The 22,890-nt window shown below is 69.4% G+C and carries 22 protein-coding genes and 1 pseudogene; 13 read left to right on the top strand and 10 right to left on the bottom strand.

Features of this window, described 5'->3' with window-relative positions:
* Positions 1-151: 151 nt before the first annotated feature.
* On the bottom strand, positions 152-1,123 hold the full coding sequence (locus tag ACF1CT_RS26545) for an SDR family NAD(P)-dependent oxidoreductase (protein ID WP_391786472.1): 972 nt from the start codon (positions 1,121-1,123) through the stop codon (positions 152-154).
* A gap of 55 nt (positions 1,124-1,178) precedes the next feature.
* Between ACF1CT_RS26545 and ACF1CT_RS26540 the strand changes: the two genes are divergently transcribed.
* On the top strand, positions 1,179-1,601 hold the full coding sequence (locus ACF1CT_RS26540; protein WP_391786471.1) for a MerR family transcriptional regulator: 423 nt from the start codon (positions 1,179-1,181) through the stop codon (positions 1,599-1,601).
* 163 nt (positions 1,602-1,764) lie between these two features.
* On the opposite strand, the gene ACF1CT_RS26535 is transcribed toward ACF1CT_RS26540, so the two are convergent.
* A complete protein-coding gene (locus ACF1CT_RS26535) occupies positions 1,765-2,271 on the bottom strand; it encodes a DUF6624 domain-containing protein (RefSeq protein ID WP_391786470.1) in 507 nt (168 codons plus the stop codon).
* Between the two features lie 305 nt (positions 2,272-2,576).
* Between ACF1CT_RS26535 and ACF1CT_RS26530 the strand changes: the two are divergent.
* A pseudogene (locus tag ACF1CT_RS26530) lies at positions 2,577-2,801 on the top strand (transposase); the annotation flags it as partial.
* 27 nt (positions 2,802-2,828) lie between these two features.
* On the opposite strand, the gene ACF1CT_RS26525 reads toward ACF1CT_RS26530, so the two are convergent.
* From ACF1CT_RS26525 to ACF1CT_RS26505, 5 genes are all read right to left on the bottom strand, one after another.
* Positions 2,829-3,368 carry a hypothetical protein gene (locus ACF1CT_RS26525; RefSeq protein ID WP_391786469.1) on the bottom strand — a complete coding sequence of 180 codons (540 nt, stop codon included), beginning with the start codon at positions 3,366-3,368 and terminating at the stop codon, positions 2,829-2,831.
* Positions 3,369-3,470: 102 nt separating this feature from the next.
* Positions 3,471-3,677 carry a hypothetical protein gene (locus ACF1CT_RS26520; RefSeq protein ID WP_391786468.1) on the bottom strand — a complete coding sequence of 69 codons (207 nt, stop codon included), beginning with the start codon at positions 3,675-3,677 and terminating at the stop codon, positions 3,471-3,473.
* A 110-nt stretch (positions 3,678-3,787) separates the two neighbouring features.
* On the bottom strand, positions 3,788-4,174 hold the full coding sequence (locus ACF1CT_RS26515) for a hypothetical protein (RefSeq protein WP_391786467.1): 387 nt from the start codon (positions 4,172-4,174) through the stop codon (positions 3,788-3,790).
* A 309-nt stretch (positions 4,175-4,483) separates the two neighbouring features.
* Positions 4,484-4,696 (bottom strand): DUF397 domain-containing protein, encoded by a 213-nt coding sequence (locus ACF1CT_RS26510; protein WP_391786466.1) that lies wholly within the window; start codon positions 4,694-4,696, stop codon positions 4,484-4,486.
* Positions 4,693-5,544: a Scr1 family TA system antitoxin-like transcriptional regulator gene (locus ACF1CT_RS26505; RefSeq protein WP_391786465.1), complete on the bottom strand. Its 852-nt coding sequence runs from the start codon at positions 5,542-5,544 to the stop codon at positions 4,693-4,695. Before ACF1CT_RS26505 ends, ACF1CT_RS26510 begins: the two co-directional genes overlap by 4 nt.
* Before the next feature lie 246 nt (positions 5,545-5,790).
* Between ACF1CT_RS26505 and ACF1CT_RS26500 the strand changes: the two genes are divergently transcribed.
* Entirely contained in the window at positions 5,791-6,243 is a 453-nt protein-coding gene (locus ACF1CT_RS26500) for an ATP-binding protein (RefSeq protein WP_391786464.1), read from the top strand.
* A 140-nt stretch (positions 6,244-6,383) separates the two neighbouring features.
* Here ACF1CT_RS26500 and ACF1CT_RS26495 read toward each other — a convergent pair whose 3' ends face one another.
* Positions 6,384-7,904: a carboxylesterase/lipase family protein gene (locus ACF1CT_RS26495; RefSeq protein WP_391786463.1), complete on the bottom strand. Its 1,521-nt coding sequence runs from the start codon at positions 7,902-7,904 to the stop codon at positions 6,384-6,386.
* Positions 7,905-8,011: 107 nt separating this feature from the next.
* Here ACF1CT_RS26495 and ACF1CT_RS26490 point away from each other — a divergent pair, with 107 nt between their 5' ends.
* Entirely contained in the window at positions 8,012-8,686 is a 675-nt protein-coding gene (locus ACF1CT_RS26490) for a TetR/AcrR family transcriptional regulator (RefSeq protein WP_391786462.1), read from the top strand.
* Between the two features lie 24 nt (positions 8,687-8,710).
* Here ACF1CT_RS26490 and ACF1CT_RS26485 read toward each other — a convergent pair whose 3' ends face one another.
* On the bottom strand, positions 8,711-9,172 hold the full coding sequence (locus ACF1CT_RS26485) for a hypothetical protein (RefSeq protein WP_391786461.1): 462 nt from the start codon (positions 9,170-9,172) through the stop codon (positions 8,711-8,713).
* A gap of 288 nt (positions 9,173-9,460) precedes the next feature.
* Between ACF1CT_RS26485 and ACF1CT_RS26480 the strand changes: the two genes are divergently transcribed.
* Complete coding sequence (locus ACF1CT_RS26480) at positions 9,461-10,066, top strand: DinB family protein (RefSeq protein WP_391786460.1); 606 nt, start codon at positions 9,461-9,463, stop codon at positions 10,064-10,066.
* 68 nt (positions 10,067-10,134) lie between these two features.
* On the opposite strand, the gene ACF1CT_RS26475 is transcribed toward ACF1CT_RS26480, so the two are convergent.
* Positions 10,135-11,988 carry a bifunctional metallophosphatase/5'-nucleotidase gene (locus ACF1CT_RS26475; RefSeq protein ID WP_391786459.1) on the bottom strand — a complete coding sequence of 618 codons (1,854 nt, stop codon included), beginning with the start codon at positions 11,986-11,988 and terminating at the stop codon, positions 10,135-10,137.
* Positions 11,989-12,411: 423 nt separating this feature from the next.
* Between ACF1CT_RS26475 and mshD the strand changes: the two genes are divergently transcribed.
* The 8 genes from mshD to pstB all read left to right on the top strand — a co-directional run bounded on the left by mshD (position 12,412) and on the right by pstB (position 22,614).
* The gene (gene mshD, locus ACF1CT_RS26470; RefSeq protein WP_391786458.1) at positions 12,412-13,335 is read left to right on the top strand and encodes a mycothiol synthase; all 924 of its coding nucleotides are present in this window, start codon (positions 12,412-12,414) and stop codon (positions 13,333-13,335) included.
* Between the two features lie 785 nt (positions 13,336-14,120).
* Positions 14,121-16,376, top strand: coding sequence for an RNA degradosome polyphosphate kinase (locus ACF1CT_RS26465; protein WP_391786457.1), 2,256 nt, complete (start codon positions 14,121-14,123; stop codon positions 16,374-16,376).
* Positions 16,345-17,358 carry a CHAD domain-containing protein gene (locus ACF1CT_RS26460; protein WP_391786456.1) on the top strand — a complete coding sequence of 338 codons (1,014 nt, stop codon included), beginning with the start codon at positions 16,345-16,347 and terminating at the stop codon, positions 17,356-17,358. The genes ACF1CT_RS26465 and ACF1CT_RS26460 overlap by 32 nt, the downstream gene beginning before the upstream one ends.
* Before the next feature lie 137 nt (positions 17,359-17,495).
* Positions 17,496-17,945, top strand: a complete 450-nt coding sequence (locus tag ACF1CT_RS26455; protein ID WP_391786455.1) for an NUDIX hydrolase — start codon at positions 17,496-17,498, stop codon at positions 17,943-17,945.
* A 366-nt stretch (positions 17,946-18,311) separates the two neighbouring features.
* A complete protein-coding gene (gene pstS / locus ACF1CT_RS26450) occupies positions 18,312-19,451 on the top strand; it encodes a phosphate ABC transporter substrate-binding protein PstS (protein ID WP_391786454.1) in 1,140 nt (379 codons plus the stop codon).
* A 249-nt stretch (positions 19,452-19,700) separates the two neighbouring features.
* Complete coding sequence (gene pstC, locus ACF1CT_RS26445) at positions 19,701-20,696, top strand: phosphate ABC transporter permease subunit PstC (RefSeq protein WP_391786453.1); 996 nt, start codon at positions 19,701-19,703, stop codon at positions 20,694-20,696.
* Positions 20,693-21,775: a phosphate ABC transporter permease PstA gene (gene pstA, locus ACF1CT_RS26440; protein ID WP_391786452.1), complete on the top strand. Its 1,083-nt coding sequence runs from the start codon at positions 20,693-20,695 to the stop codon at positions 21,773-21,775. Before pstC ends, pstA begins: the two co-directional genes overlap by 4 nt.
* A 62-nt stretch (positions 21,776-21,837) precedes the next feature.
* A complete protein-coding gene (gene pstB, locus ACF1CT_RS26435) occupies positions 21,838-22,614 on the top strand; it encodes a phosphate ABC transporter ATP-binding protein PstB (RefSeq protein WP_391786451.1) in 777 nt (258 codons plus the stop codon).
* Positions 22,615-22,890 lie beyond the last annotated feature (276 nt).

Here is a 22,890-nt window from a genome sequence, read left to right as displayed (position 1 = left end):
TTCCCCCAGCCGCTCGGGCGGCTGCGGGGAACCGGGGTCCGGACGAGGGCCGGACGTCTCTGTCCGGCGCGGCCGTGACCGGCCCGGGGACGGTCCGCACCCCGCGGCCCGCCGCAGCAGCGGGCAGCAGGGCAGATGGCAGAGCGCGGGTTCATCGGTTGATCGGCGTGGCGCCGGTTGCGGCGAGAGACATCGACCAGAGCCGGGCCGCCTCGTCGGGATCGATGGCGTAGGCGCGGACTCCGCCGTCGTCCATGGGGGTGCCGGGAGCGGAGACGCGCGCGATGTCGCAGTCCTCCAGGTAGAGGCCGCCCCGGGTATCGAGGAGCGGCGAGGTGGAGGCCCACAGGCCGGTGGCGGCGCCCTGAGAGGAGGTCTTGAAGCCCTCGCCGATGACGTTGCCGTGCTCGTCCACCCAGCCGCGCTCGATCTGTTCCTGCAAGGCCATCTCGCGCTGGAGGCCGGTGATGATTCTGCCAGGATGGAGGGCGAAGGCCCGGACACCGTCGCCTTGCCCGACGGTGTCGAGGTGCACGGCGAACAGGGCGTTGGCGGTCTTGGCCTGGCCGTAGGCCAGCCACTTGTCGTAGCCGGTATGGAAATGCGGGTCATGCCAGCGGATGCCGGTCAGAGTGTGTCCGGCGGAGCTGTTGACGACGACGCGCGCGCCGTCCGCGGCGGCCAGGAGCGGATAGAGCTCGCAGGCGAGGGTGAAGTGCCCGAAGTGGTTGGCGGTGAGCTGGCCTTCCCAGCCGGGCCCGATGCGCCTCTCCGGGGTGGCCATCACCCCGGCGACAGCCATCAGGACATCGAGCCGGTCGAGACGGTCGCTCAGGTGCGCGGCGGCCGAGCGGACACTGGCGAGGTCGGTCAGGTCCATGGGGATGACCTCGCAGTTCTTCACCTCCTTCAGGGCATCACGGGCAACGTCGGGGCGGCGGGCGGGCACGACAACCCGGACTCCGGCGACCGCCAGCGCGCGGGTGGTCGCCAGGCCGAGCCCGGAGTAGCCGCCGGTGACCACGGCAGTCCTTCCGGAGAGATCGAGGCCGGCCACGATGTCCTCGGCGGTGGTGGAGGCGGAGAAGGGCGAGCCGAGCGGCTGCTGATCAGTAATGGTCATGCCGCGGACGCTACGATCTAGAGCGAGGTCTAGATCAAGTCGAGGGGTGAGCAGCATGACGACCACCCAGGCTGCCGCGCCGTCGCTGAGCATCGGTGAGGTGGCCGAGCGGACCGGGCTGAGCGTGCACGCGCTGCGCTTCTACGAACGTGAGGGCCTGCTCGTCGGGCCGGTCCAGCGCACCTCGGGCGGCCGACGGCGCTACACCCCCCTCGACGTCGAATGGCTGCTGATCTGCGTCAAACTCCGCGAGTCCGGTATGCCGCTCGCCGACCTCAAGCACTTCGCCGAACTGGTACGCCGCGGACCGGGCAACGAAGCGGAACGCCTGCACCTGCTCGACGCCCATCGACAGCGCGTCGACGCACAGATCCAGGCACTGGAGGAGTGCCGGTCCGTCATCACCTGGAAGGTCGCCGTCTACACCGAGCACCTCGCCCGCGGTGCAGCCGACGGGCTCTGGGACCCGACAACCTGAGGCAAGACCTCGGCTCCACTGCACCCGCCGGGGAGCCACGAGCCCCGGCTCAGCAGCCGGAGGGATCCGCCCTGCCGAAGCGTCATGAACGTCCTGGCCCGCAACAGCCGGCGTCTGTCCGGCGGATCAGGCGTGAGCGAGATCCGCCGGATGCCGGAGTGCCTCAGGCGATCGGGAACTGAGCGATGTACTCGGCGAACGGCGGGATTCCGACTTCTGCACGGCGCTCGTCCATGCGCTCGGGTTCCTCGCAGGGCCACGGAACCGGCGAGCCGTCCTTCACTCCGGCGATCTGCGTACCGTAGATCTGCTTCCGTCCATCGTTCACAAGCGTCCGATCACGCAGAAAGGCCAGATCTCGGGGGCTGGCAGCGCCGTTGGACACCGCCTGCTCCATCAGCCGCAGCGCGCGCCGCTGAACGTCGAGCTGCCGGTCGGCGTGCTGCGCGATCAGCCACGCAGCCCGGGCCGCATCCTCACCGACCAGTTCCGCGGTCGGCCACCCGTAAGCGTCCATGATCTCGCTGAGCCGATCCGCGTGCTGCGCGGTCAAGCGACGCCAGGCCAACTGCTCCGCCGGGTCATCGCTGTTCGCCTGGCGCGCGGCCTGGTGATCTGCCGCAACCATCACGGTGAGCTCCGCAGCCACTGCGGCAACGTCGGATGCCATCCCTACTCCACGTCAGATCGAAACTCTCACTGGTCATCCGAAACCTTAGGTGCGCAAATCATGAGAAAATCTCCTCCCGAAGGACGGTGACAGACGCGTCCGAATGTTGGGATACTTGATCCATCCACGGAGCCGGGGCCGGATCGAAGCAACGCTGACAGTCCCGAGGAAGACGTGGGCGCGGTTGTCGAAACCCCAGGTCCCATCTGCGGACCAGCGCCGATGCCGCTCGTACGAAGCACTACCGGTGCCGCATCGAGCAACGTTCGCCCTGTGACGATGCGTCGGCTGCTCCGCGAGCGGCAGCGGGCGGTCAGAATGTGGAGATCGCGTACACCCCGGCCAACGGCTCCCGGCTCAACCGCATCGAGGCCCAGTTCACCGCCCTGCGCTGCTTCACCCTCGACGGCACCGACCACGCCGGCCACGAAGATCAAGGCAGTGCGATCCGCCGCTACATCTTCTGGCGGAACAAGCACGCCTCCGACGAACTCCTCCGCGAGATCGCGAACAGGGTGAACGTTGCCTGATACCAAGGGCTGTCCCGTAATCCGCCCTTAGGAACGGTCGACCGCGTCGAGGGCGTGTTCTTTGAGGAAAACGCCCGCATGGGCTGCGGCTTCTTCCGCGGTCGCGTAGCGCATCTCATCGGTGACCGCGGCGGATGCCCCATCAGCGCCCACGCCTGCCCAACTCCATTCACCGGAAGGCGCCTGCACCAGTTCGGCAGTCCCCCCGAAGAGCGCGAGCGTGCTCCTGCCCGCTGTCGCGGGCGCTGAGCGGCTGAGGGCGTCGGGCCATTTCTTACGGGCACCCTGCCGGGTGATGCCCCAGACAGCCCCCATCTGCTCGTAACTGGCGCCGTAGGAGCCAGCGGTTGCTGCCGCGTGCGCGGTCAACCGCCTGACCTCGGCATCCATCACCTTCCAGGCGGCCAGGACGGACAGTGCCACTTCGGCGGGATCCGCTTCCCACATACGGTCCACGGACAGCCCGGTCTGTTGGGAGCGAATCGCCGAGGCCAGCGGATTCAGGGCGTCGTACAGCGCCTTGTCGAGTTCCGCCTGCTCTTCCGGGGTGATCTCAGAGACTGCCATGCGACAACTATAGTTTCCGAATCGCCAAATGGAAACAAGAGTTTCCACACTGTCTCGCTCGCGGCCCGGCCACACCAGCGAGACGGGCCCTCCAGGGCCGCGTCAGGCGTCGTTCGCCGCGGGGGCGATTGGGCCGAGGCGTTCGTCGGCAGCGTGCTTGTTCCGCCAGATGATCCAGCGGCGGATCACGCTGCCCTGCTCCCGGTAGTGGGCGGGGGCGGCACCAGTTGAGGGCGAACGTCGCTCGATGCGGCACCAGGCGTCGGCCACCGGCATCTGCCGCATCCGTCCGCCGACCGCATCGGCCACCGGAGTCGCACCCCGGCGCGCGTGCGCGTCGCGACAACCCCGGTGCGCAAGGCCCCGTAGCCCGCGCAGGGCCTACTCCAGGCCGGGCTGCCACTCAGCAGGACGTCGGCTCATCCATGAGGCCGGACGACAGGCAGGAGATCCCCGGTATCCACCCGGAATCCGAGGTACGGATGCACGGTCCACTCGATCCGGCGTCCGCGATGGTTCAGCGAGAAGCCACAGGACTCGCCCCGGTACAGCGCGCCGAGCGCGCCGATCCACCCGCCCCCGTCCACCCAGTTCAACGCCTGGTCACGCTCGGCGGGCGGCAGTACGCAGGCAAGGTCGCGGACAGCCCGGCGGATGCTCCGGACCGCCTCGGCGGGCTCGGCGACCGTGTGCTGCGACACGTCCGTCACCTCGTCGGCCGCGGTGTCCGCCAGGTGCCAGTGGACAACACGCTCGCACCGGAACAGGCGTGCGGGGGAAACGGCAGTGTGCCCCGAGTCGTACATGAAGGCCTCCCGATGCAGTCTCGCGCCGCCCCCTGCCCACCACCGGCGTGGTGAGCGCAAGTAGGGGCAACCATGACCGAGCCCCCAACTGGCTGGAGCCGTCGGGGAATTACGGCCGCGGCGACCCGTCGGCAAGCGACCCACGGAAGCTAGCGCGTTAGACGGCACCGCTTCAAGTGTTTGACGTCTAACGAGTGAGGCGGGAGCGCGCGTGCACATACGGCTCCACCAGACCCCAGCCAGCCACACACAACGGGGCGACCCCCGCCCACAGGGACAGGAGCCGCCCGAAGCGTCATCGCGTCGAAGTCAGGCCAGGTGGTCGAACTCACCGGCCTTCGCACCGTCAAGGAAGGCCCGGAGCTTGGCGCGACTCGTACGGATGACCACATCGGGATTGTCGCTCTCACGCAACAGAACCTCGCCTCCGCGCTGAGCAAGTTCCAGGCAATGGGAGTCCGCGTCATCCGAGGACCTAGAGGATTTACGCCACTGAATTTCCACGGTTCTCAAACCTTTCATACCTGCTTCGCAATCCCGCAAATGAAGTCCCTCGAACCTTCCGGATCGAGGGACAGTTCTTCCGTGCGATCCATGATGGCCCGCCAGTTCGCCAACGGCGTCTCCGCATCCAAGAATTCGGCACCGCTCGCGGTGTCCGTATGGACGGTATCGAGCTGCGGTACGCGACCGTATACGTACTGCGCCGCGACACTGGCCTTCGGGAAACCTCCGGCCGCAAACGGGATCGCTCGAACGGTCACATTCTCCCGCTCCGACTCCTTCAACAAGTGGTCGAGCTGGTGGCGAGTCACCTCCGCTCCACCGTAGGACATCCGCAGTGCCGCCTCGTGAATGAGGAACGTACACGCGGGCGGATCAGCCCGATCCAGCACGTCACGCCGCTTCAGACGATGCGACAGCTGTCGCCGCTGACGCACCGGACTTGGCGTCGGAACAGAACCTGCAAACAGGGCGCGCACATACTCTTCGGTCTGAAGCAGCCCCGGGATGTGCATTATTTGCACCGATCTGATTCCAACAGCGTGATGCTCCAGCTCCGCCAAGTCGAGCGCACCACTGTTGAGATCACCTCGGTACTCCTCCCACCAGCCGTTCACGCGTTCCGTGGCCATGCCCACAAGCGCGTCCATGTAGGGCCCATCAGGGCATCCATAGCTCTCGGACCAAGTCCGCACACGCTCCGCGCTCACACCGAACCGGCCCGATTCGATGTTGCTCACCGTGGTTCGGTCTGTACCGAGCATCTTCGCCGCGTCTGTGAGCGACAGCCCCGTGCGCTCCCGCATCTTGCGCAGTTCGGCGCCCAGTCGGCGTTGACGCACCGTAGGAGCCTTCCTCGACGGCATCAACCCCTCCTCTCATTGAGAACCAGTGTGGCCCGCAGCCCAGCCGGGCCGCATACCGTCAATGACTTTACACAGGGACGTCCAACGCGTGAGGCGCTTGCGCTATGGTCACCACACGCCGCGCTGCACTCCGCTACGTCCGAAGTGCAGCCGTACAAAGGTGCGTTGATACGCACCCCCGTACGGCCACCGCCACGGGCAGCGCGCGGCGCGCCCGTTCAAACCGCACCGCGTTGGGAGAACGACATGACCACCGCCACCGCAACTCCCCTGCCGTCGGGGCCACTCGACGACACCACCTACCGGCTGACGCTGCCCAACAGCGCGGGCGCGGCCAGGATCGCGCGTGACTTCGTCACCTCACTGCTGAACGTGAACAGACACCCGGACCTCGTCGACGACGCCCGCCTCTGCATCTCCGAGGTGGTCACCAACGCGTACCGGCACACCCGTTCCCCCCTGATCCGCGTCCAGGTGACGATCGGCGCGGATCGTGTCACCGTCCAGGTCACGGACAACGCCCCCACGGCACCGACCACGCTCGGCGTTCCGTACGCGCGGACCGACGGGGAACACGGGTGGGGGCTCTTCCTGGTGAACAGACTCGCTCTCGCCTGGGGCGCCAACGTCCTCGGCGGCCACGCCCCCGACCGCAAGACCGTCTGGTTCGTCCTCGGCGGACGGGAGTCGACACCGTGACCGCGTGAGGTCCGGCCCCGGACGCCCACCGGGGCAAGCCACGGCGACGGCGGGCGGACGCGGCGGGGATCAGCCGGGATCAGCGGGGGATCAGCGGGGATCAGCAGGGATCAGTAGGGAGCTTCGGGTATCTGCGGGGATCAGTGGGCCGGGGCCGTCCGGGACCCGCCCTGCACGAGGTCGAAGGGAGCGGGGGCTCGGCCCTTCCAAATCCGGCGGGAGGCCTGTTCGGGGTAGGGCATGGTGTTCGAGTCGGTGTCCAGGACGCGGGTGAGCTGCCGGTCGGGATGGTAGGCGGCCCATCCGGGGTCGCCGGTGGTGGCGAAACCGACCCATGCCCGTTGGAGTTCGCGCGATACGGCGAGGACCTCGGGGGCGGCCCGGTCGCCGAAGAGCTGGCGGCCGATGGGGCTGTCCGGGGTACCGAACGCCAGGGGCACATCGAGGCTGTGGCAGGCGCCCAGGACTCCTCCCGAGGCCGACGCGGCAAGTCGTAGCTCGAACAGGAACGAGGTGCCGCCGGCCGCGGCGTTCGCCTCGGCCAACAGCATGGAGGGCATCCGGAAGACGGCGTCGGAGTAGACCGTTTCCACCAACTCCTCCGGGCCGGCGTGCGGGTGGGCCGTACGGTAGGCGTCCGCGCCGTCCGGTGCCGGGGCGAACAGCTCCAGGGCGGTTCGGACGTCCTGTTCGGTGAACGTGCCCAGCCGTCCGAACATGACGCTGAACAGCCGGAATTCATCGCGGGTATGACCGACGAGGAGTTCGATCCCGCTTGCGCGGCCACTGTCCAGCGCGGACCAGGGCGTCTCGGCGAGGACGTCGCCGTCGACCACGGGGCAGATGGCGACACCCGTCTTGGAGAGCCGCCCCCAGCTCTCGCGGTAGCCGTGGAGGTCGGCGCTGAGGGCGGTCACCTCTTCGGCCAGGCGCCAGGGTTCGACGTCGGCCAGGGCTGCGGCGGTGGGCACCCTGCCGAGCCGGTCCGCGAGTTCGGCGGCGACCCGTCGTGCCAGTGCGCGGGTGCAGTGCAGGCCCGGCACCGAGTGGGCGATGGCCCGCCGGAACAGGCCGCGCGCCGACTCCATCGTCACCAGGGCGGCGACCGACCCCGCCCCGGCGGACTGCCCGGCGATCGTGACCCGGTCGGGGTCACCTCCGAAGGCGGCGATGTTCCGCCGCACCCATCGCAGCGCCGCGATCTGGTCGAGGAATCCGCGGTTCGGCGGGGCACCGTCCAGGTACGCGAAACCCTCGGCGCCCACCCGGTAGTTGATGCTCACCACGACGAGCCCGGCCCCGGCCGGCGCCGTCGGGTCGAGCATCGGGTCGCTCGAATCGGCCGCCATGTAGCCGCCACCGGGAATCCACACCAGTACCGGCAGCCCCGCCGCTCCGGGGTCCGGGGTGCATACGTTGAGCGTCAACCAGTCCGTGCCGTTCGGCGAACCCGCGCGAACCGGCCCGGACTGCGGTACCACCGGTCCGAACTCCACCGCCCGCCTCGTCCCCTCCCAGGGCCGAGGCGGCACGGGTGCCGCGAAGCGGAGCGCTCCCACCGGTGGCTCCGCGTAGCGAATGCCGCGGAACACCGCGTGCCCCCGTCGTAGACGCCCCTCCACCACACCCTCCGCCGTACGCACCGTCGGCTGCTCGGGCATGTCGCCTCCCTCTACCGCGGACTCCCAGCGTTATAGGTCAACCGTATTATTTCAGTCAGCTGTATTATGTCAACAGCGCGAGAACGAGGCCCACGGAGTAGCCGACGATGCCGAAACAGGTGGATCACCGCGAGCGCCGCGAGACGATCGCGCGAGCGCTGTGGCGGGTGGTGGAGCAGCGCGGGGTTGCGCATCTGACCATGCGCGTGGTCGCCCAGGAGGCGGGCATCTCCCTGGGGCAGCTGCAGCACTACTTCGGCTCCAGGGAGGCGATGCTCTCCTTCGCCATGGACTTCGCGTCCGAGCAGGCCGCGTCACGCGTCGACCGTGGCCTCACGGGGCTCGGCGACCGGCCGCACCCCCGTGACGTGCTCCGGGTGATGCTCACGGAGATGCTCCCGCTGCACGCCGACGCCCGCGCGACCAGCCGGATGAGTGCCGCCTTCGTCCTGGAGGCCCTGCACAACGAGAACTTCCACGCCCGGGCACGTGACGGAATGATCCAGGGGCGCGCCATGGTGGAGCAGTTGTTCCGTCAGGCGATCGCTGACGGACACATGGGCTCCGACCGCGATCCGGAGGTCGAGACCCATCTGCTTCTCGCCCTGACCGGCTTCGCCACCCTCCTCGAACTGGACGTGATCGCACCGGGGGACGTGCTCACCGCCATCGATCAACACCTGGACAGGCTGTTCACCACCGACGACGACCGGCACGCCGGGGGCGGGGGGAGCGACACATCCGGTGACGAGCTGTCGCGGCAACAGGAGAGCGGCTGCTGACGGCGGTCGGCGCTCCTGTGCGGCCTACTTGTCGAAAACGAACAGGATGTGGTCGTCATCCAGGTACTTGATATCGACCTCACAGCCTTTCTGCACCTGCGAGGAGCGGAAGGCGGAAATGGTGTCGCGGCCTTCCACGTATGTGGTCGCACCGTCCTCCTGCCATGAAAGCCGGTATTTTATGGTGGTGGATCCGCCATCGTTCGAACTGACGTAGCGAACGTCCTCGACCAGGGCCCGGATATCCCGACCCTGCGACCTGATCTTTTCGTCACGGACGAAGAGGCGGACGATATACGAAATACCGCCCGCGACAATAATGAAGGAGACAACGAAAACAAACGCCACGACCACACCCCTCGCATAAATATTGCCCCGCAAAAGACCGGAGACATCACCTTCCCGCACCGCATCAGCGCATTTTCGGATGACGCCCGCCCCCAAGGGCTGTCCCGCATTCCCTGGCGGGCGCGCGACGACGGCCACAGCACCTCGCGGCGTTGCCGGAACATCCGCATACATCCAGCAGGAGGACGCCCCTCCGCCTTGCCACGCACCGCATCCGACGCCGCGCACCGATCCACCGCGGATTACGGGACAGCCCTCAGCCGACCGAAAGACCGGAGATTATTTTATCAAAAACGCGAAAATCTTTTCCCGTCCCCCTCGGCTTTCAGAGCCGCGGCGCGACGTCGGCCGCCGGAGACGCCGGGGCCGGCCGCCGGCAGCGGTGAACGGGCCCGGTATCGACCGGCCCTGCCGCAGACTGACCCCATGACCACCGCACCGGACAGCAAGAACGATCTCCACTACTACCTCCAGTCCGCACGCGACGCCCTGTTGTGGAAGCTCGAAGGGCTTTCCGAGTACGACGTCCGCCGCCCGTTCACACCGACCGGCACCAACCTCCTGGGCCTGGTGAAGCACGTGGCCGGAGTCGAACTCGGCTATCTGGGAGACACGTTCGGGCGGCCGTCCGGCATACCGCTGCCCTGGATCGACGATGACGCCGAGCCCAACGCCGACATGTGGGCCACCGCCGACGAGTCGCGGGAACAGATCGTGGGGCTCTACCGGCGGGCCTGGGCGCACGCGGACGCGACGATCGACGCGCTTCCTCTGGACACGGTCGGCAGGGTGCCGTGGTGGCCGGAAAACCGGGACGGGGTGACGTTGCACCACGCCGTGGTCCGCGTGATCGCGGACACCCATCGGCACTCCGGACACGCCGACATCCTCCGGGAACTCGCGGACGGGGCCGTCGGGATGAACAAGGACAACGACAGCATGCCGCCGGGCGACGCGCAGTGGTGGCAGAGGCACCGGGACCGGCTGGAACGCGAGGCCCACAAGGCCCACGAGGCCGGACGCAAGGCCTGATCCGGGCAACGACGAGGGGCGACGGGCCTCTCCGGCCCGTCGCCCCTCGTCGTTCACGTGTACCGGAGTTACTGGATGACCGTGATCCGGTCCGCCGCCGGCGGGGCCAGCGGTGCGGCGGCCGAGGAGTGGGCCGCCAGGTAGGCGTTGAACACGTCGAGGTCGGACGGGCCGACCAGCTTGTTCGTGCCCTGGCCGAGGGCCGCGAAGCCGTCGCCGCCGCCCGCGAGGAACTCGTTCATCGCGACGCGGTAGGTCTTCGCCGGGTCGATCGCCTCACCGTTCAGCTTGATGGTGTCGGTGACCACGCGGGCCGCGCCCGACTTCGTCATGTCCAGGGTGTAGGCGAGGCCCTTCGAAACCTGGAGGATCTTCGGGCTTGCCTCGTTCGAGCCACTGACCTGCTGCTGGAGCGCGGTGACGAGCTGGGCGCCGGTCAGGTCGACGACGTTCATCATGTTGGTGAAGGGCTGCACGGTGAAGGACTCCCCGTACGTCACCACGCCGTCGCCCTCGTCACCGGACGCCTTGTGGACCAGGTCCGCGCGGATGCCGCCCGGGTTCATCAGGGCGACGACAGCCCCGCCCTTGTCCTCCGCGGCCAGGCCCTCCAACTGCGCGTCCGCGATCAGGTCGCCGAGCGGCTTCTCGGGGGCCGTGGATCCGCGGCCGTTGATGTCGGCGGTGATGTAGCCCTGCGGCCTGTTCGCGATCGGGGCCGCGAGGGCGTTCCAGCGCGCGATCAGGGCCGTCATGTCATTGGCCTTGGGCTGGTCCCGGCTGACGATGTGGTTGACCGACTTCGGGTTGCGGGCACCGGCCGACTTCACCGACGTACGGACGATGTCCTTGGTGCGGCGGTCGTAGGTGAGGGTCGTGTCCGTGTACAGCTTGCCGAACGACGACGCGGAGGTGACCATGCGCGGGTTGCCCGCCGGGTCCGGGATGGTGCAGACGTACGCCTGGTGGGTGTGGCCCGTGACCAGCGCGTCGACCTTGGGCGTGATGCCCTTGGCGATCTCGGTGATCGGGCCGGAGATGCCGTCACCGGTGCCGGAGCTGTCGCAGTCGTAGTTGTACGCGGTGGAGGCGGGCAGGCCGCCCTCGTGGATCAGCGCAACGATGGACTTGACGCCCTGCCGGTCCAGCTCCTTGGCGTACTTGTTGATCGTCTCGATCTCGTCGTGGAACTTCAGGCCCTTGACGCCGTTGGCCGTGACGATGTCCGGGGTGCCCTCCAGGGTCACGCCGATGAAGCCGATCTTGACGCCGTTCTTCTTCCAGACCGTGTACGGCTTGAGGATCGGCTTGCCGGTCTTCTCCTTCGTCACGTTGGCGGCGAGGTAGGGGAAGTCCGCGCCCTTGAACTTCTTGCCCTTCTCGTAGCAGCCCTCGACCGGGTGGCAGCCACCGTTCTGGAGGCGGGCCAGCTCGGTGGCGCCCTCGTCGAACTCGTGGTTGCCGACCGACGTGACGTCGAGGTCGAGCTTGTTGAGCGCCTCGATCGTCGGCTCGTCGTGGAAGAGACCGGACAGCAGCGGGCTCGCGCCGACCATGTCGCCGCCCGCGGCGGTGATCGAGTACGGGTGCCCCTTGCGCGCGGTGCGGAGCGAGGACGCGAGGTACTCGATGCCACCGGCCGGAATCGACTTGACCATGCCGTCGGGCTGCTTCTCGTCGACCATGCCCGCCGAGCCGGCCGGCGGCTCCAGGTTGCCGTGCAGGTCGTTGAAGGACAGCAGCTGCACATCGACGGTGTTGGCCGGCTTGTGGTGCCCGTGCCCCTGGCCGTGACCGTGGCCGTGGCCCCGGTCATGGGCACTGGCCGGCATCGCGGCGACGAGCGCGCCGACGGTGGCGAGCCCGGCCGCGGCGGCGAGCACCCGCCGGGACGCACGGTTCTTCTGCGGTGTCGCTGACATCGGTCCCCTTGTGAGTTCAGCGGAGTTCTGAGGGTGGTGACGAGTCTGGAGACGTCGTGCGCAGCCTAGGGTCAACGCGCGTAGCGCGACAGATGTTCGTGGTTACGAACTGGTTGCCACGCGGTCGGAATCGGGAGCAATGCCCCTCTCTCACTCGCACGGCTTACATATGTGCACAAACTCGTCACGGTCCGCGTGAACCCCGGAAGCCCGTACGCCGTGGAGAACGAACTCACGACGCCCCCCACACGATCGGGTCCGGGAGCCGATGCCGAGTTCGGAGGATCTGTCCCGGGTCGTCCGGGGGCACTCCGCCCCGCGCCGGGAACCGGCACCGTCACAAACGGCCGAGTTCGGGCTCCCGGCCCGGCCCGCCCGCGCAAGCGCCCCCAACCCACGCCTCGCCCCCGTACGCTCGTGCACATGACGACTGACGCACCTCTGCCCGCTCCCGGACGGGAGATCCAGACGCTCGACGCGCTCTCCACCGAACAGGCCGGGGCCGTGGCCGAACTGCTCGCCGAGGCGGCCCGGTCCGACGGCATGCAAGCCGTGTCCGAGCAGGGGCGGCTGCAACTGCGCGGCGGGCGGCGCGAAGGGGTGCGGCATCTGTTGCTCAGCAGCGGGCCGACCCTGGTGGGGTACGCGCAGCTGGAGGACACCGACCCGGTCGAGGCGCCGGCCGCCGAGTTGGTGGTGCATCCGGCGTACCGCGGGCAGGGACACGGTCGGGCCCTGGGGGCGGCGCTGCTCGCCGTGACGGGCAAGCGGCTGCGGGTGTGGGCGCACGGCGGGAAGTCCGCGGCCCGGCACCTGGCCCAGGTCCTCGGGCTCTCTCTCTTCCGCGAACTGCGCCAATTGCGCCGCTCGTTGACCCCGTTGGACATCGCCGAGCCGGTACTGCCGCCCGGTGTCACCGTCCGCGCCTTCGTGCCCGGCCAGGACGATGCCGCGTGGCTGGCGGTGAACCGCGCCGCCTTCGCCCACCACCCCGAGCAGGGGGCGCTGGCCCAGCGTGACCTGGACGACCGCAAAGCGGAACCCTGGTTCGATCCGAAGGGCTTCTTCCTCGCCGAGCGCGACGGCGAGCTGATCGGCTTCCACTGGACGAAGACACACGCCGAGGAGCGACTCGGCGAGGTGTACGTCCTCGGCATCCGGCCGGACGCGCAGGGCGGTGGGCTCGGCAAGGCGCTCACCGCGATCGGGCTGCGCCACCTGGCGGCGCAGGGGCTGCCGACCGCGATGCTCTACGTCGACGCGGACAACAAGGCGGCCCTGACGGTGTACGAACGAATGGGCTTCGCGACGCACGAGGTGGACCTCATGTACCGCACGGAGACCTGAGCCATGTACCGCACGGAGACCTGAGCCCGTACCCGACCGTGACGGAGAGCTGAGCCCGTACCCGACCGTGACGGAGACCCCGCCGAAGGCCCCGGCGGCGGGTTCTCCGGGGGCGGGATCGCCGGGGGCCACGTCGGCGACCCGTCGGAGGCTCCGCGGAGGGGCGGCGTCACTCGGACGGCGTGTGTCCATTTGCCGAAGCCGTCGGCCTCGACGAGAAGCACCCGAAACACCTGAGGCGCATGAAGCGCATGGGGCACATGGGGTACCGGAACGGGGGCGGCGGCGGCTGGGCGCCGCCCCCTCGGCACGGCTGAGCACACCGTCGAGCAGCAGGAAGCGGTGTGCTCGGCCGTGTGTCGGCCTCCCCCGCACGACACACCGCTTCCTGCACGTCATGTCGCCGTTACCAACCATTCAGAAGGGCTTGCCACCCTCACAGAATGCAGCCAGCTGTGCCGACCCCCCGCAACGGGAGAAATCCCGACGGAGACCGCGCGAACCGCACGAGCCCCACGAACCGCACAGAACGCACCGACCGCACAGGACGCACCGACCGCGCGGAGCGCACCCCGCGCACGCAACGCACCGCGCCCACGGAACGCGCCAACCGTACGGAACGCACCGCGCCCACGGAACGCACCGATCGCACCGCGCGCACGGAACGCCCGACCGGCACGGACTGTCCGGCCTCCACCGGCACCGACAGCTCGGGCCCGGTATCCCCGGCGGTCTCCACCCCGTCCGGCGCGCCCGGGAAGCGCTCGACGCGGAAGAATGGGTTCATGAGCCAGCAGCCCAGCTCCGAGGTCCCGGTCCAGCCCGCTGTGCAGCCGTCGGTCGGCTCGCTCGCCGCGCACCGGCCTCGCGCCGTCGCCGCGTCCTCGCACAACGGCGCCGCGCTGTCGACCGCCGCGGACCTCGACCCCGACATCGACAACGACGTCGACGCGTACGAGCCCGACATCGACGGAGACGAGCTGCCCCACGACCGGTTCCTGGACCGGGAACGCAGTTGGCTCGCGTTCAACGAACGAGTGCTCGAACTGGCCGAGGACCCGACGACCCCCCTCCTCGAACGGGCTAATTTCCTCGCCATCTTCGCCTCGAACCTCGACGAGTTCTTCATGGTCCGGGTGGCCGGACTGAAGCGTCGCATCGCCACCGGCGTCGCCACCCGCTCCGCCTCCGGCCTCCAGCCCCGCGAGGTCCTCGACCTGATCTGGACCCGCTCGCGCGAGCTCATGGCCCGGCACGCCGCGTGCTTCCAGCAGGACGTCGCCCCCGCCCTCTCCGACGAGGGCATCCAGCTGATCCGCTGGCCGGAACTGACCGAGAAGGAACAGGCCCGCCTCTTCACCTTCTTCCGGCAACGTGTCTTCCCCGTGCTGACGCCGCTGGCCGTCGACCCGGCGCACCCCTTCCCGTACATCTCCGGGCTCTCGCTCAATCTCGCCGTCGTCGTCCGCAACCCGGTCAGCGGCCACCGCCACTTCGCCCGGGTCAAGGTGCCGCCGCTGCTGACGCGCTTCCTGGAGGCGTCGCCGCAGCGGTACGTGCCCATAGAGGACGTCATCGCCGCCCACCTCGAAGAGCTCTTCCCCGGCATGGAGGTCCTCGCCCACCACACGTTCCGGGTCACCAGGAACGAGGACCTGGAGGTCGAGGAGGACGACGCCGAGAACCTCCTCAAGGCCCTGGAGAAGGAACTCATGCGGCGCCGCTTCGGCCCGCCGGTCCGCCTGGAGGTCGAGGAGTCCATCGACCCGTACGTGCTGGACCTGCTGGTCCGCGAGCTGAAGGTGTCCGACGCCGAGGTCTACCCGCTGCCGGGACCACTCGACCTCACCGGACTGTTCGGCATAGCCTCGCTGGACCGGCCCGAGCTGAAGTACCCCAAGTTCATCGCCGGCACCCACCGCGACCTCGCCGAGGTCGAATCCGCCTCCGCGCCCGACATCTTCGCCGCGCTGCGCGAACGCGACGTGCTCCTGCACCACCCGTACGACTCGTTCTCCACCTCCGTCCAGGCGTTCCTGGAACAGGCCGCCGCCGACCCCGACGTCCTCGCCATCAAGCAGACCCTGTACCGGACCTCCGGCGAGTCGCCGATAGTGGAAGCCCTTGTCGACGCGGCCGAGTCCGGCAAACAGGTCCTGGTGCTCGTCGAGATCAAGGCCCGCTTCGACGAACAGGCCAACATCAAGTGGGCCCGCAAGCTGGAGGAGGCCGGCTGCCACGTCGTCTACGGACTCGTCGGCCTCAAGACCCACTGCAAGCTCTCGCTGGTCGTGCGCCAGGAGGGCGACACGCTGCGCCGCTACGCCCACGTCGGCACCGGCAACTACCACCCCAAGACGGCAAGGCTCTACGAGGACCTCGGCCTGCTGACGGCGGACCCGCAGGTCGGGGCCGATCTCTCCGACCTGTTCAACCGGCTCTCCGGCTACTCCCGCCGCGAGACCTACCGCCGCCTCCTGGTCGCCCCGAAATCTCTGCGCGACGGCCTGATCACCCGGATCAACAAGGAGATCACCCACCAGCGGGCCGGGCGGACCGCCTACGTCCGCATCAAGGTCAACTCCATGGTCGACGAGGCAGTCATCGACGCCTGCTACCGGGCGGCGATGGCGGGCGTGCCGGTGGACATCTGGGTACGCGGCATCTGCGCGATCCGCCCCGGCGTACCGGGCCTCTCCGAGAACATCCGGGTCCGCTCGGTCCTCGGCCGCTTCCTCGAACACTCCCGGGTCTTCGTCTTCGGCAACGGCGGTGAACCCGAAGTGTGGTTCGGCAGCGCCGACATGATGCACCGCAACCTCGACCGCCGGATCGAGGCCCTGGTCCGGGTCACCGACCCCGCCCACCGCACCGCGCTCAGCCGTCTCCTGGAGACCGGCATGGCCGACACCACCTCCTCCTGGCACCTGGGTCCCGACGGGAACTGGACCCGGCACGCCACGGACGCGGACGGCCAACCGCTGCGGCACGTACAGGAAATGCTCATTGATGCCCGGAGGCGCCGGCGTGCGACGCCATGACCACCACACGACGACGCAGGCGGACGTTACGGCAGGGGCGGTGCTCGCGCCCTACCTCCAGGAGCAGGCCTCCGCGTTCCTGCGCAGCCTGCGCCTGCACCGCGAGAACAGCGCCCCCACGGACACCGGACCCCACACCGCCGAGGAGGCCGTCGCCGCGCTGCGCCGCTCGTCCCGGCGGATCGGCGGCACCCTGCACACCTTCCGGGCGGCGCTGGACCCGGCCTGGGCCGAACAGCTCCGCGCCGAACTCGCCTGGCTGTCCGGCACCCTGGCCCGGGAACACGCCTGCGCGACCCGGCTGAACCGGCTCCTCGAAGCGCTGCACAACCTGTCCGGCACCCCGCTGCCCGCCGCCCGCAAGGGACCGGGCACCGGCCCCGCCGACAAGGAACGCGCCGCTCTCGGCGTCGGCGCGGCCCGCGCCGGAGCCCTGCTGGAACGGCAGCTGACCCTCGCCCGGACCCGCGCCCACTCCACCGCGCTCCAGGCACTCGGCTCCTCCCGCTTCCACGCCGTGGCCGACGCCGTGGCGCTGCTCGCCTCAGAGGTCCCGCTCGTCCCGGCGGCCGGTGCCCCGGCCGACGAGTTGCTCCGCCTCCCCGCCGACCGGGCCGAGCAGCAGTTGCTCGGTGCGGTGGCCGCGCTGTCGGCGGACGAGGCGGGCGAGCCGTACAACGAGGCGCAGGACGCGCCCTGGCACCGGGCCCGGCTGCTGCTGCGCCTGCACCGGTACGCCCACGAGGTGGTCCGGGGCGCCCCGGACCCGGTCCTGGCCGCGGCCGGGCGCGCGCTCGACCTGCACCGGGACGCGGCGGAGGCCGCCGCCGCGGCTGCCTCGGCGGCCCGCACACCCCGGATCGCCCCCGCCACCGCGTACGCCCTCGGAGTGCTCCACGCCGACCAGCGGCACGAGGTGCGGGCGGCTCGCGCGATGTTCCGGACGAGCTGGCCGTACGCGGCGGCGGTGACCGCGTCATGAGCGGCCCGTCCGCACCCGGGGAACGCACCGCGGGAGGGACCGCGGGAGGGACCGCGGGACGCGCCGGGGCACGCGCCGGGGGAGGAACCGGGGGAAGGATCGAGGGAGGAATCGAGGGGCGCTCCGGGGGAGGGACGGTGTGGGACCGTACCGGAAAGACCGTCGGCAAACGGTCCGCGGACCGGCCCGTGCGCGCCGCGGGATGCGTGCTGTGGCGTCGCTCGGAACACTCCGGCACGTTGGAGGTCTGCCTGGTCCACCGGCCCCGCTACGACGACTGGTCGCATCCCAAGGGCAAGCTGAAGCGCGGCGAGCCGGCGCTGGACGCCGCGCGCCGCGAGGTCCTGGAGGAGACCGGTCACCACTGCGCACCGGGCGCCGCGCTCCCCACCGTCCGGTACCTCGTGAACGGGCGGGCCAAGGAGGTCTTCTACTGGGCGGCCGAGGCGACCGGCGGCGTGTTCGTGCCCGGCTCCGAGGTGGACAGGGTGAGCTGGCTCGCCCCGGCGGCGGCCCGGGACCGGCTCACCCGGCAGCACGACCGCGATCTGCTCGACGCCTGGCTCGCCGTGCCGCCCGATGCCTGAAGCACCGAAACCACCGGATGCCTCAAGAGCCACCGGCCGCCTCAAGAACCGGGACCCGCCCGCCCCATCCGCCCTGCCCGCCCCATCCGCCTCCTTCGGCGTCTTCGGCGTCTTCGGCGTCTGCCCGGCACATGCCCGGCGGACGTGGCGAGCCCGGGGTGTGGACCCGCACACCCCGGGCAGGTGGCCGGAACCGCACCGTTCGACACGGTTCACCTCCCGTTCACCAACCCCCGTAAACCACTTCATCTGTGCTGCCTAACTTCGGCAGTGCACGGTGCACGGCGCAATGCCGGAGCACCCACCACATCGCGCGCCGTCGTAGAACGAAATGGCCTCGGCGGCTCCTGGAAGGAACACCCGAAAGTGAAGCTTCAGCGCAAGAACCGGCTTCGTGCCACCGCGCTCGGTGCCCTCGCCGTCTCCGGCGCCCTGGTCCTCACGGCGTGCGGTTCGGACGACAACAGCAACGGGTCCACCGGCGGCAACGGCGGCGGCAAGACCAGCGCCGCGTCGAACATCAAGTGCGACGACGCCAAGGGCCAGCTGCCCGCCTCCGGCTCCAGTGCGCAGAAGAACGCCATGGACCTCTGGGCCAAGAACTACATGGCCGGCTGCTCCGGCGTGGAGATCAACTACAAGTCGTCCTCCTCCGGTGAGGGCATCGTCGCCTTCAACCAGGGCACGGTCGGCTTCGCCGGTTCCGACTCGGCGCTGAAGCCCGAGGAGGTGGCCGACTCCAAGAAGATCTGCAAGGACGGCCAGGGCATCAACCTCCCGATGGTCGGCGGCCCGATCGCCATCGGCTTCCACCTGGAGGGCGTCGACAGCCTGACGCTGGACGCCCCCACCCTCGCCAAGATCTTCGACACGAAGATCAAGAAGTGGAACGACCCGGCGATCGCCAAGCTCAACAGCGGCGTGAACCTTCCGGACAAGGCAATCCAGCCCTTCCACCGCTCCGAGGACTCCGGCACCACGCAGAACCTCGGCAAGTACCTGAACGCCGCCGCGCCGAGCGACTGGAAGTACGAGGCCGAGAAGAAGTGGCCGGCCCCCGGTGGCCAGGCCGCCTCCGGCTCCTCCGGTGTCGCCTCCCAGGTGAAGGCCGTCGACGGCTCGATCGGCTACTTCGAGCTGAGCTACGCCACCTCGCAGTCCATCTCCACCGTGGACATCTCCACCGGTGCCGCCGCCCCGGTCAAGGCCACCCCGGAGAACGCCTCCAAGGCCATCGCCGCCGCCAAGATCAAGGGCACCGGCAAGGACCTGGCGCTGGAGCTCGACTACGCGACCAAGGCCGACGGCGCCTACCCGATCGTCCTGGTGACGTACGAGGTCGTCTGCGACAAGGGCAACAAGGCCGAGACCCTTCCGACGGTCAAGTCCTTCCTGAACTACACCGCCGGTGACGAGGGCCAGAAGCTCCTCACCGACGCCGGCTACGCGCCGATCCCGGCCGAGATCAACGCCAAGGTCCGCGAGACCATCGCCTCCCTCTCGTAACCGGAGCAGGCGGGCCGAGGCACACGGCCGAGGCCCGCACGCACCACCAGCGACATCGGCAACACCAGCACCACCCGAAGCAACACCGGCAACACCCGAACCACCCGAACCACCCGAACCACCCGAAGCAACACCAGCAACACCCGGCGGACCGGTCCGGTGCACCCCTCCGGACCGGTCCCGCCCCACCCATCCGGTGCACCGCCGCCAGGGGAGCCACTCCGCTCCCCCACACAGACCGGAAAGACCATGGCCTCCACCACACCGATAGACACGCCGCCGGCCTCGCCGGTGGCGCCCGGCCGCGCCAGGCCCAGGACCGGGCGCGCGGGCGACAAGATCTTCCTCGGGCTCTCCCGGGGTTCGGGCATCCTGCTGCTCGTTCTCATGGCGTCGATCGCCGTGTTCCTCACCTACCGCGCCTCGCTCGCCATCGCCGACAACGAGGGCAACTTCTTCACCACCTTCGACTGGAACCCGGCGGGCGACCCGCCGGTCTTCGGCATCGCGGTCCTGCTCTTCGGCACCGTCGTCAGCTCGATCATCGCGATGGCCATCGCCGTCCCGGTCGCCGTCGGCATCGCCCTGTTCATCTCGCACTACGCGCCGCGCAAGCTTGCCGCGCCCCTCGCCTACGTCGTCGATCTGCTCGCCGCCGTGCCGAGCATCGTGTACGGCATCTGGGGCGCCCTCTTCCTCGTCCCGTACCTGGAGGGCCTGAACCTCTGGCTCGACGACTTCTTCGGCTGGACCTACCTCTTCGAGAAGACCGAGGTCGGCGTCGCCCGCTCGCTCTTCACCGTCGGCATCCTGCTCGCGATCATGATCCTGCCGATCGTGACCAGTGTCAGCCGCGAAGTGTTCCTCCAGGTCCCCCGGATGAACGAGGAAGCCGCCCTCGCACTCGGCGCCACCCGCTGGGAGGTCATCCGCCTCTCGGTGCTCCCCTTCGGCCGCTCCGGCGTGATCTCCGCCTCGATGCTGGGCCTGGGCCGCGCGCTCGGCGAGACGATGGCCGTCGCCACGGTCCTGTCGCCGAGCTTCATCGTCTCCGGGCATCTGCTCAACCCCGGCGGCGGAACGTTCGCCCAGAACATCGCCGCGAAGTTCGACGAGGCCAACCAGTACGGGCGGGACGCCCTGATCGCCTCCGGCCTCGTCCTCTTCGTCCTCACCCTGCTGGTCAACGGCGCGGCCCGGCTCATCATCGCCCGCCGCAAGGAGTACTCGGGGGCCAACGCATGAGCCAGGCAGCCAACACCGGCATCCAGGAGATCCCCGCCCCCGTGGCCACCGCTCCCCGCAGCAGCAGCATCGGCACCCGGTCGCTCCCCCGCTGGGCGCCCCTCGGCTTCGCCGCCGTCGCGCTCGTGCTGGGCGTCGGCACCGGCGCGCTCGCGGGCTGGCACAGCCGCACCCAGTGGGGACTGTTCTCCGCGCTCCTCTTCGTGGTCATCTCGTACGTCACGACCTCGGTCGTCGAGAACCGCCGCCAGGCCAAGGACCGGCTCGCCACCAGCATCGTCTGGGTGTGCTTCCTGCTGGCCGTGGTGCCGCTCGCCTCGCTGCTGTGGACGACGATCAGCCGAGGCGCCGGCCGCCTCGACGGCTACTTCCTCACCCACTCGATGGCCGGGGTCCTCGGCTCCGAGGCGACCGGCGGCGTCTACCACGCGCTGATCGGAACACTGGAGCAGGTCGGCCTCGCCACCCTGATCTCCGCGCCCCTCGGCATGCTGACCGCCGTCTACCTGGTGGAGTACGGCAAGGGGGCACTGGCCAAGGCCGTCACCTTCTTCGTCGACGTCATGACGGGCATCCCGTCCATCGTCGCCGGTCTCTTCATCCTCTCGATCATGCTGATGACCAAGACCCAGCCGTCCGGTCTGATGGGCTCGCTCGCGCTCACGATCCTGATGATCCCGGTCGTGGTCCGCTCCACCGAGGAGATGCTCAAGCTCGTCCCGAACGAGCTGCGTGAGGCATCGCTCGCCCTCGGCGTCCCGAAGTGGCGCACCATTCTGAAGGTGGTCCTGCCGACCGCGCTCGGTGGCATCACCACCGGTGTGATGCTCGCCATCGCCCGCATCGCCGGCGAGACCGCGCCGATCATGCTGCTGGTCTTCGGCAGCCAGCTGATCAACGCCAACCCCTTCGAAGGCGCCCAGTCCTCGCTCCCCTTCTACATCTGGGAGCAGTACAAGGTCGGCACGGAGCAGTCCTACGACCGTGCCTGGGCCGCCGCCCTGGTGCTGATCGCCTTCGTCATGATCCTCAATCTGGTGGCCCGCGGCATCGCCCGCTGGAAGGCCCCGAAGCACTGAATATGCGGCTCCGCCGCGTGGCCGGCCGCTGACGCGGCCAACAGAAAGAAGCAGTGATTCAGATGGCCAAGCGCATCGACGTCAGCGGCCTGTCCGCCTACTACGGCTCCCACCTCGCCATCGAGGACATCTCGATGACCGTGGAGCCCCGCTCCGTGACCGCTTTCATCGGCCCGTCCGGCTGCGGCAAGTCCACCTTCCTGCGCACCCTGAACCGCATGCACGAGGTCACCCCCGGTGGCCGCGTCGAGGGCAAGGTGCTGCTGGACGACGAGAACCTCTACGGGCCGAACGTCGACCCGGTCACCGTGCGCCGCACGGTCGGCATGGTCTTCCAGCGCCCCAACCCGTTCCCGACCATGTCGATCTTCGACAACGTCGCCGCGGGCCTCAAGCTGAACGGCTCGTACCGCAAGAGCGAGCTCTCGGACGTCGTCGAGAAGTCGCTGCGCGGCGCCAACCTCTGGAACGAGGTCAAGGACCGGCTGAACAAGCCGGGCTCCGGCCTCTCCGGCGGCCAGCAGCAGCGCCTGTGCATAGCCCGCGCGATCGCGGTCGAGCCCGACGTGCTGCTGATGGACGAGCCGTGCTCCGCCCTCGACCCGATCTCCACCCTCGCCGTCGAGGACCTGATCGGCGAGCTGAAGGAGCGCTTCACGATCGTCATCGTGACGCACAACATGCAGCAGGCGGCCCGTGTCTCGGACCGCACGGCGTTCTTCAACCTCGCGGCGGTCGGCAAGCCCGGCAAGCTCGTGGAGATCGACGACACGGAGCGCATCTTCTCCAACCCGTCCGTCCAGGCCACCGAGGACTACATCTCGGGCCGGTTCGGATAAGGGCACCGTTCGGACAAGGACCCGTTCGGGCAAGGACCCGATCGGACAAGGGCCCGGTTCGGACAACGGCCCACCGACTACCGGCCCCACCGACGGTGACGGCCGGCCGACGGCCCGGCCCGGCGAGCGCCCCCGCCGCCCGACGCGAGCGGGGCGCAACCCCACAGATGGCCTTTGGGTGCTGCATGGCGGTGCCACCCGTAAGGCAAAAGGGTCCGCCCCGCTCCCCTCGCGGGGGAGCGGGGCGGACCCGTCTCCGCACTCCGTGCCGTTCGT

The organism is Streptomyces sp. NPDC014734, assembly GCF_043083325.1.
Taxonomy (GTDB): Bacteria; Actinomycetota; Actinomycetes; order Streptomycetales; family Streptomycetaceae; genus Streptomyces.
The sequence above is the reverse complement of the archived record's forward strand: the minus strand, read 5'-3'. Positions and strand labels throughout refer to the sequence as shown.